This window comes from Microbacterium sp. BF1, from assembly GCF_019279095.1.
Classification (GTDB): domain Bacteria; phylum Actinomycetota; class Actinomycetes; order Actinomycetales; family Microbacteriaceae; genus Microbacterium; species Microbacterium maritypicum.
This window is the reverse complement of sequence record NZ_JAGYWT010000078.1, coordinates 1-7,615: the sequence shown is the minus strand read 5'-3', so window position 1 is coordinate 7,615 and position 7,615 is coordinate 1. Positions and strand designations below refer to the sequence as shown.

The following is a 7,615-nucleotide window of genomic DNA, read 5'->3' as shown; positions in this document are numbered from 1 at the left end:
GTCCGGCCGTCCTGCGAGCAGGCAGGTTGCCACGCACAGCGCGACCGTGACCGGTACCGCGATCAGTCCGAAGCCGAGCAGACGCCCCGCGCGGTCGGCGGCCCCGGTGACTCCGGTGAGGATGTGCATGGCCACGGCGTCGTTGTCGTAGGCGATCGCCATCTGCACGATCGTTCCGGCGAGGAGGGCGTTGATTGCGGGGATCAGGGTGATCGCGGGGGCGAAGCCGATCGCCTCCTCCTGCAGGCCGTTCATCAGGGCGATACCGATGAAGATCGCCGGCAGCAGCAGAAGCATCACGATGTTGACGAGCTGTCGCGGATCGCGGCGGAAGTAGCGCAGAGACCGTGCAGCGACCGCACCGGTCGAGTTCGCCGGCAGCATCCGATCGAGCAGGCCACCGGAGCGCACCCGTCCGCCACCGCTGCTCTGGATCGGCGAGACGAGACGCGCGGCCAGAAGGCGCTGCGACGCGAACCACAGGACGAAGACCGTCGCGACGGCGATCGCCAGGCGAAGCGCCGCGGTGACGACGTCGCCCTGCGCGGCCGATGCGGAAACCCCGAACACGGCACCGAGCGGTGCCCATCCGACGATGTCCGCGACCATGGAGAAGGCTCCGCCGACGTCGGTCACCGTGGTGAGCGCACCGATCCCGAGGTTGAGGATCAGCCCGGACGAGGCGGCGAGCAGCACACCGAGAGTCAGCACCAGATCACGCGTGCTGCGACGCGCGAGCCAGCCGGCGAGCAGGCCGCTCACCACGCGCGCACCGAGCACGCAGGTAACGACGGCCACGGGGATCATGAGGAGGGCGGTGAACAGTGCCGGCAGGCTCACCGACCAGCCCACCAGCATCAGCAGCAGTGCGACCGTGGTGCCGATGCCGCCGATGGTCGTGGCCCCTGCGATCACGAATCCGGGCAGCAGTGCGGGCGCGGTCACGGGCAGCAGCGCGAAGCGCTCGGGAGCGAGTGAGTCGTCGGCGCTGACCAGGATCGAGCCGATCCACCATCCGATGACGATCGCGGCCCCGGTGAGCACGAGGGCGGTGACGGCACCCTCCGGCGTGGCGAATCGCAGAGCGACGAGCCCGGCGGTGAGAACGGCCAGGAGGCCGAGGGCGATCATCCCGGTGATGATGAGGGTGACGATCATCCAGGGATTGCGGGACAGCTGATGACGCAGCTGCCGCCAGCGCAGGCTTACGAGGAGCGCAACCATGCGAGCGTCTCCGTCCCGAGGTCGTGCGCCCCCACGAGCGTGAGGAATCGCTGCTGCAGCGAGAGGCCGGCGCGCACCTCGTCGAGCGGGCCGTGCGCCAGCAGGCGTCCTTCGGCCACGATGGCGACCCTGTCGCACATCGACTCGACGAGCTCCATCACGTGGCTGGACAGCACGACCGTGCCGCCGCCGTCGACGAAGGAGCGCAGGATCTGACGGATCGTCTCGCCTGATACCGGGTCGACCGCCTCCAGCGGCTCGTCGAGGATGAGCAGTCGAGGTGCGTGGATCAGCGCGCAGGCGAGCCCGATCTTCTTGCGCATGCCGGCGGAGTAGTCGACGACGAGCGTGTCCCGCGCATCGGCGAGCCCCAGCGCATCGAGGAGATCACCGGTCCGCGAGACGACGTCCGTCTCGGCCATTCCGCGCAGCAGCCCGGTGTAACGCAGCAGCTCGGCGCCGGTCAGCCGGTCGAGCATGCGGATGCCGTCGGGGAGCACACCCATGCGCGCTTTCGCCTCTGCCGGGTTCTGCCACACGTCCGCACCGAGCACCCAGGCGGTTCCCGCATCCGGACGCAGCAGGCCCGTGGCCATCGCGAGCGTCGTGGTCTTGCCGGCGCCGTTCGGGCCGAGCAGGCCGAGCATGGATCCGGCGGGCACATCGAGGGAGAGACCGTCGACGGCGACCTTCTGCCCGAACTGCTTGCGAAGCCCGCGAAGGGCGAGGACGGGAGGGGCCGCTGCGGGGTCGGTCATGACTCCCATCCCACCACGGCTGTGAGGCCTCGCACATCCGCCGCGAGGGGGAGCCGGGAAACGAAGCCGGGGCGGCGTCAGCGATCGAGGCCGGCGAAGCGCTCGATGTCGCTGTTGGTGCCCGAGACGATGATGAGGTCGTGGTTCGTGACGATCGTGTTCGCCTCGGCATAGCGGAACGGCTTGCCGGGGCTCTTCACGCCCACGACGGTGACCTTGTACTTCGAGCGCACGCCCGACTCGTTCAGACCGACACCGCGGATGAACTTCGGCGGGTACATCTTGGCGAGGACGAAGTCGTCGTCGAAGCGGATGAAGTCGAGCATCCGTCCGCTCACGAGGTGCGCCACGCGCTCGCCTGCCTCGCGCTCGGGATAGATGACGTGGTTGGCGCCGACGCGGGCGAGAATCTTGCCGTGCGACTGCGAGACGGCCTTAGCCCAGATCTGCGGCACCTTCAGGTCGACGAGGTTGGCCGTGATCAGCACCGATGCCTCGATCGAGGAACCCACCGCGACGACGGCGACCTGGAAGTCCTGTGCGCCGATCTGCCGGAGGGCATCGATGTTCTTCGCATCGGCCTGCACGGTGTGCGTGACGCGCTCGGACCACTTCTGCACGAGCTCGAGGTTGTCGTCGATCGCGAGCACCTCGCGGTCGAGGCGGTCGAGCTCTCCGGCGCAGGCGGCGCCGAACCGGCCGAGGCCGATGACGAGGACGGGAGCGTCGCCCCGGAGGACTTCAACCAACGATCGGCCTTTCCACGGGCAGTGAGTAGTACTGCGTTCGTGATGTCGCGGCGACTGCCGCGGCGAGAGTCACTGTACCAACGCGGCCCATGAAGATGGTCGCGGCCATGACGTACGACGCCGAATCGGGGAGCTCTGCGGTGAGCCCTGTCGACAGCCCGACAGTGCCGAACGCCGAGATGACATCGAACAGGACATGGCTGATGTCCGCCTTGGTGATCTGGGCGATCACGATCGTCGACAGGGCGACGATGGTTGCGCCCCATGCGACGACGCTGAGGGCGACGCGCTGCACATCGCTCGGGATGCGGCGACCGAAGGCCTCGACCGACTGGCGCCCCTTGGCCTCGGACCACACCGCGATGGCCAGCACCGCGAGAGTGGTCACCTTGATGCCGCCGGCGGTCGAGGCGGAGCCGCCGCCGACGAACATCAGCATGCTCGCGGCGAGCAGGGATGAGCCGTTCAGATCGTCCATCTCGATGACGTTGAAGCCACCGGAGCGGGTCATCGCCGAGAGGAAGAAGGCCTGGAACGTGGTGTCGGTGGCATCCATCGACCCGAACGTCTTGGGGTTGTTGAACTCGAGGACCACGAACACGGCGGCACCCAGGATGAACAGCAGGATGGTGGTGACGAGCGTGAGCTTGGTGTGCAGCGACCAGCGCTTCACATGCCAGACGTGCTTGGCGAGGGTGTAGATGACGGGGAAACCGATGCTGCCGAGGAAGACGCCCACCATGAGGAGCGAGAGCACGAGGTAGTCGTCGGCGAACACGGCGACGCCGCCGTCGTTCGGCGCGAACCCGGTGTTCGTGAACGCCATCGCCGCGAAGTAGGGGGCCTCCCAGAGTGCCGCGATCGGGTCGACCTCGGCCATCACGAGCGCGGGGTAGAGGAGTATCGCGAGCGAGGCCTCGATGATCAGCGCTGACACGGCGACCGTGGTCAGCAGCTGGCCGACCTCGCCGAGCCGCACGGTCTGGCTCTCGTTGACCACGCCGCCGTGCGCCCGCATCGGATTGGTGTCGCCGGCGGCCATCAGCTTGGCGCGCAGGCCGAGGCGCTTCGAGATCAGCATGCCCATGAGTGAGGCGAGGGTGAGGACACCCAGTGCGCCGATGTTCACGCCGAGGAACACCACGACATGACCGAACGGCGACCAGTAGTTGGCCATGTCGACGGTCGCGAGTCCGGTGACGCAGATGGTGGAGACGGCGGTGAAGAGGGCATCGCTCAGCGGCGTCACGGTTCCGCTCGCGGAGGCGATCGGCAGGGAGAGAAGCACGGTGAAGACCAGGATCAGCAGCGCGAAGATGACGATCGCGAAGCGTGACGGCGAAGAGGTGACGAGGTGCTTGACCCAACCAGCCGCGCTCTTGAGGCTCTGCCGCGGGGACGACGCCGAAACGATGCCCGACATCGCTGCCCCCTGTGGTTTCTCCTTCGGCCGCGCACAGCGGCCGCACGGCGCCTGTCGCCGAGCCTTCGTCATGGTACTCCGTGCCGGGGACGACTACCCTGAACTCATGACGGACATCTTCGACGTGATCGCAGACGGTACGAGGCGAGACATCCTCCAGCTCCTGCTGCGGCGCACGACCGAAGGAGAGGCGGGCACGAGCGTCAGCCAGATCGTCGCCGATCTGGGCATCAGCCAGCCCACCGTGTCCAAGCACCTGAAGGTGCTGCGCGACGCCGAGCTCGTCACCGTGCGCGAAGACGGCCAGCGACGCTTCTACAGTCTCGCGGTCGAGCCGCTCGAGGCCGTGGACGACTGGCTGGTGCCGTTCCTGGTCGACGCTTTCGGCGACGGTGCCCCCGACATCGTCTACCCGGGCATCCCGCTCAACGAAAGCGCCACCCATGCGGCCGAGGTCGTCGGACGTGCGGCGGCATCCGCGAAGCACGTCGTCGCCAACGCCCTCAAGCGGCTCGGAGCCTGACGGCCGAGTGGCCGGCCCCTCTCTCGCCGAAGGCTTGTAGCTATTTAGCGAAGCTGTTAAATTGAAGGCATGAACCTTCTCCTGCGCACTCTCCGTGGCCGGATGCGGCGCCGTCTGCTGCTGACCTATCGGGTCGATCCCGCGGTCGCGGGCGGGATCATCCCTGCCCCCTTTCGACCCCAACTCGTCGACGGGAGCGCCGTCGGGGGAGTGTGCCTGATCGCGCTGACGGAGTTGCGTCCCGGCTGGGTGCGTCCGCGCTGGGGCATCTCCACGGAGAACGCCGCGCACCGATTCGCGGTCGAGTGGGATGAGGGTGGGGCGACGCGCACGGGCGTGTACGTCATCGAACGGCACTCCTCCGACATCGTTCCGGTTGTCGGGGGCGGCAGGTTCTTCCCGGGAATCCAGCGGCGCGCACGGTTCGTGATCGAGGAGACCGGCGCCCGGTTCCGGGTCGGGATGGAGGCGTCCGACGCGAGCGTGTTCGCTGACGTCGAGGTGACCGACGGATGGGAGAGCACGCTCTTCCCGACGGTCGAGGACGCCTCGCAGTTCTACCGTGCGGGCTCGATCGGCTGGTCGCCGCGGCGGGACGGCAGAGGAGCGGAGGCGGTGGAGCTGTCGACGACGCGGTGGGTCGCGGAGGCGGGGCGCGTGAACGAGGTCGGGTCGTCGTTCTTCGACGGGCTTCCGCGAGGGGCTGCGCAGATCGACAGTGCCCTCGTGATGCGCGACCTCCCCGTCAGCTGGCGCAGACCCGCAACGACTCGCCCCTGACGACAGGGGGGCTTGTCGTCAGGGGCGAGGTGCGGGTCCCCACACCCGGGGCGGACTCGGCGGTGCCGGCGCGAGCCCTGAGATCACGATCGCAGTGCGGGAGGACATCACGGGCCGGCGCGACCCGATGTAGTGCGCGGGCATCAGCGATTGATTCACCCCCAGAAACGGTTTCACCGCAACGCGGTCTCGATGTGCCAACGGAGATCTTCCACGACGTCTGCGGCGAACCACGGGTTCCTCGCGTGCCAACGAAAGTTGAGCGGCGACGGGTGCACTAGAGGGAACAGCTCAGGAAGAAACTGCTGATAATTCCGTACCGTCGCGGTCAGCGTCGCGGTCTTCGCAATCGGCAAGTACGCCTGCTGTGCGTAGCATCCGATCAACAAAGTCAAACGAATATCAGGCATCAACGCGAAGAGCGGCGGATGCCACCTGGCCGCGAAGCCTCGACGCGGCGGCGCATCTCCCGACCCGCTGCGACCGGGGCCGGGGTAGTAGAAGTCCATCGGCAAGAGAGCGAAATTGTCCGGGTCTCGGAACTGTCCTTCGGTGACACCAAGCCACTGCATGAGGGTGGCACCACTGGCGTCGTCCCACGGCACCCCACTTGCCTGCGCGCGGCGTCCCGGCGCCTGGCCAATGACGGCCACGCGCGCAGCGGCACCCACCGTGTAAATGGGGTCCATGCCCTGCTCTCGCAGCGCGTTGTTGGTGGAATCGTGTATCAGCTCATCATGGATGAGCGCGAGAGGATCAAGTGCACCGTACTGCGGAGTTCCCACGATCCGTACGCAACCTGCTTCAGTGCTTCTTAACGACGGTCAGGAGGATGACTGAGTCCTCGATGGCGTCGAGTGAGTGGAGCCCGTCCGGGATGATGAGGAGGTCACCGGGAGATCCGTTCCACGACAGGTCTCCGAATCTGAGCAGGACGCGGCCCTCGAGGACTTGCAGGGTTGCCTCTCCGGAGCTTTCGTGCTCAGCCAGGCTTTCGCCGGCCTTGAGAGCAATAAGCGTTTGTCGGAGTTGATGCTCGTGTCCTCCGAAGACGGTCTTCGCGCTTCTACCACTGGACGCTTCCTTCGCCTGAGAGAGTTCGTGTCGCGCGAGGGCGATGAGTGAGGTCTTTTGCATAGCATTTCCGATGTTCGAATGTCATCGTGCGTGGGGTTGCTCGGCCTTACGGGAACCAAGCTGGCCGACACAGCTTGGCTCAAGCTCGTACCTATTATCTGTCCCCGTTCGGCTTACTCTCCGAGCCTGCCACTCGTTCAGCACGCTGGTCACCGAAAACGATCGTTTGCGGCGAGGCGACCCGTGCAGCCGCTGACAGGGATCCAGAAACGTGCGCCGTAAGAGGGTTTCGGCAGGCGTATTCGGTGGACGAGTGCTGAGCTTTGGCGTTCCCGCTCCGATCAGCTCAACGGTTGAGAAGTGTGGTCTGGATCTTCTCGGATACGGCCTGGCGCAGCGGGCGTACTGCGTCGGCGTCCCACGACTCTGGATTCGGGAACGACCACTCCAGAACCTCTCCGCGGGGCGTGGAATGCAGTGTGAGTCCCGGCCTCATGAGCACCACGATGTCGGCGGTGTTCAGGTCCGGGTCTGTCGGGAAGTTTGTGTGTGAGGGGTTCGGCGTGATCGGTTCGGCTTCGGTCGGACGGGAAGATGAATCACGTCATGAGCACTGAATTGAAGACACCAACTGAGCAATCCGAGACCGTCGATCTGCGGACCGGGGAGATCCTTCCTGCGCCGCCGGATGTCACTGCGGTCGCGGAGCAACTCGTGGCCGCCGCTCGTGGTCAAGGGATCGAGCTGACTGGCCCGGACGGGCTGCTGACGGGGCTGACCCGGCAGGTACTGCAGTCCGCGTTGGAAGCGGAGCTGACCGAACACCTCGGCTACGACCCGGGCGACCGGGTCGGGAAGCAGACGCCGAACAGTCGGAACGGATCCACGCCGAAGACGGTGCGGACCGAGATCGGCGATCTCACGATCCAGGTCCCGAGGGACCGGGCGGGGACATTCGCGCCGGTGGTGGTGCCCAAGCATCAACGCCGAATCGCGGGGTTCGACGAGGCGGTGATCTCTCTGTATGCGAAGGGCATGACCACCGGCGATATCGCTAAGCACCTCTCTGACCTCTACGGAT

8 protein-coding genes and 1 pseudogene are annotated in these 7,615 nt (G+C 66.6%); 3 read left to right on the top strand and 6 right to left on the bottom strand.

The features are described 5' to 3' along the window. The 4 genes from KZA10_RS04615 to KZA10_RS04600 all read right to left on the bottom strand — a co-directional run. On the bottom strand, positions 1 to 1,224 hold a 1,224-nt coding region (locus KZA10_RS04615), incomplete at its 3' end, for a hypothetical protein (RefSeq protein ID WP_218682293.1). After that, the gene (locus tag KZA10_RS04610; RefSeq protein WP_141386865.1) at positions 1,206 to 1,982 is read right to left on the bottom strand and encodes an ABC transporter ATP-binding protein; all 777 of its coding nucleotides are present in this window, start codon (positions 1,980 to 1,982) and stop codon (positions 1,206 to 1,208) included. The genes KZA10_RS04615 and KZA10_RS04610, both read right to left, overlap by 19 nt. A 77-nt stretch (positions 1,983 to 2,059) precedes the next feature. Further along, positions 2,060 to 2,731: a TrkA family potassium uptake protein gene (locus KZA10_RS04605; RefSeq protein WP_017828119.1), complete on the bottom strand. Its 672-nt coding sequence runs from the start codon at positions 2,729 to 2,731 to the stop codon at positions 2,060 to 2,062. Next, a complete protein-coding gene (locus KZA10_RS04600) occupies positions 2,724 to 4,154 on the bottom strand; it encodes a TrkH family potassium uptake protein (RefSeq protein ID WP_017828120.1) in 1,431 nt (476 codons plus the stop codon). The genes KZA10_RS04605 and KZA10_RS04600 overlap by 8 nt, the downstream gene beginning before the upstream one ends. 106 nt (positions 4,155 to 4,260) lie before the next feature. Between KZA10_RS04600 and KZA10_RS04595 the strand changes: the two genes are divergently transcribed. Together KZA10_RS04595 and KZA10_RS04590 are read left to right on the top strand one after the other, a co-directional pair. Beyond that, entirely contained in the window at positions 4,261 to 4,677 is a 417-nt protein-coding gene (locus KZA10_RS04595) for a helix-turn-helix transcriptional regulator (protein WP_055871149.1), read from the top strand. A gap of 69 nt (positions 4,678 to 4,746) precedes the next feature. After that, the gene (locus tag KZA10_RS04590) at positions 4,747 to 5,457 is read left to right on the top strand and encodes a DUF2071 domain-containing protein (protein WP_218682292.1); all 711 of its coding nucleotides are present in this window, start codon (positions 4,747 to 4,749) and stop codon (positions 5,455 to 5,457) included. Between the two features lie 173 nt (positions 5,458 to 5,630). On the opposite strand, the gene KZA10_RS04585 is transcribed toward KZA10_RS04590, so the two are convergent. Continuing rightward, complete coding sequence (locus KZA10_RS04585) at positions 5,631 to 6,242, bottom strand: uracil-DNA glycosylase family protein (protein WP_308289583.1); 612 nt, start codon at positions 6,240 to 6,242, stop codon at positions 5,631 to 5,633. A gap of 19 nt (positions 6,243 to 6,261) precedes the next feature. Beyond that, the gene (locus KZA10_RS04580) at positions 6,262 to 6,594 is read right to left on the bottom strand and encodes a cupin domain-containing protein (protein ID WP_058631432.1); all 333 of its coding nucleotides are present in this window, start codon (positions 6,592 to 6,594) and stop codon (positions 6,262 to 6,264) included. A gap of 642 nt (positions 6,595 to 7,236) precedes the next feature. Here KZA10_RS04580 and KZA10_RS04575 point away from each other — a divergent pair. Further along, positions 7,237 to 7,615: pseudogene (locus tag KZA10_RS04575) on the top strand (transposase); the annotation flags it as partial.

Bases quoted from the DNA above. Each gene is read 5' to 3' on its own strand.
- KZA10_RS04610 (WP_141386865.1), bottom strand. From the start codon at position 1,982: ATGACCGACCCCGCAGCGGCCCCTCCCGTCCTCGCCCTTCGCGGGCTT.
- KZA10_RS04600 (WP_017828120.1), bottom strand. From the start codon at position 4,154: ATGTCGGGCATCGTTTCGGCGTCGTCCCCGCGGCAGAGCCTCAAGAGC.
- KZA10_RS04595 (WP_055871149.1), top strand. From the start codon at position 4,261: ATGACGGACATCTTCGACGTGATCGCAGACGGTACGAGGCGAGACATC.
- KZA10_RS04590 (WP_218682292.1), top strand. From the start codon at position 4,747: ATGAACCTTCTCCTGCGCACTCTCCGTGGCCGGATGCGGCGCCGTCTG.
- KZA10_RS04580 (WP_058631432.1), bottom strand. From the start codon at position 6,594: ATGCAAAAGACCTCACTCATCGCCCTCGCGCGACACGAACTCTCTCAG.